This window comes from Streptomyces sp. NRRL WC-3549, from assembly GCF_000721935.1.
Classification (GTDB): Bacteria; Actinomycetota; Actinomycetes; order Streptomycetales; family Streptomycetaceae; genus Streptomyces.
The window spans coordinates 222,308-222,797 of sequence record NZ_KL585381.1; the positions used below are offsets into that span (position 1 = coordinate 222,308).

The 490-nt window shown below is 67.8% G+C and carries 1 pseudogene; it reads left to right on the forward strand.

The features are described 5' to 3' along the window. Window positions 1-435 (forward strand): annotated as a pseudogene (locus IH13_RS0101265) (DNA polymerase III subunit beta); the annotation flags it as partial. Window positions 436-490 lie beyond the last annotated feature (55 nt).

The following is a 490-nucleotide window of genomic DNA, read 5'->3' on the forward strand; positions in this document are numbered from 1 at the left end:
GAGATGTGTATAAGAGACAGGCTCGAGGGCGACCTGCCGAAGTACCGCACGCTCTTCCCCACCGAGTTCAACTCGGTCGCGGTCATCGAGACGGCCCCGTTCGTCGAGGCCGTCAAGCGTGTGGCCCTGGTCGCCGAGCGGAACACGCCGGTGCGGCTCAGCTTCGAGCAGGGGGTGCTGATCCTGGAGGCCGGCTCCAGCGACGACGCACAGGCTGTGGAGAGGGTCGACGCCGTCCTCGAGGGCGACGACATCTCGATCGCCTTCAACCCGACCTTCCTGCTGGACGGGCTCAGCGCGATCGACTCCCCGGTCGCCCAGCTGTCCTTCACGACGTCGACCAAGCCCGCCCTGCTCAGCGGCCGCCCGGCCGTCGACGCCGAGGCGAACGACGCGTACAAGTACCTGATCATGCCGGTCCGCCTCTCCGGCTGACCCGGCGATCGTTTCCTGTCACGGCAGTGGCCGACGGGCGTGTTCAGCGCTGAAC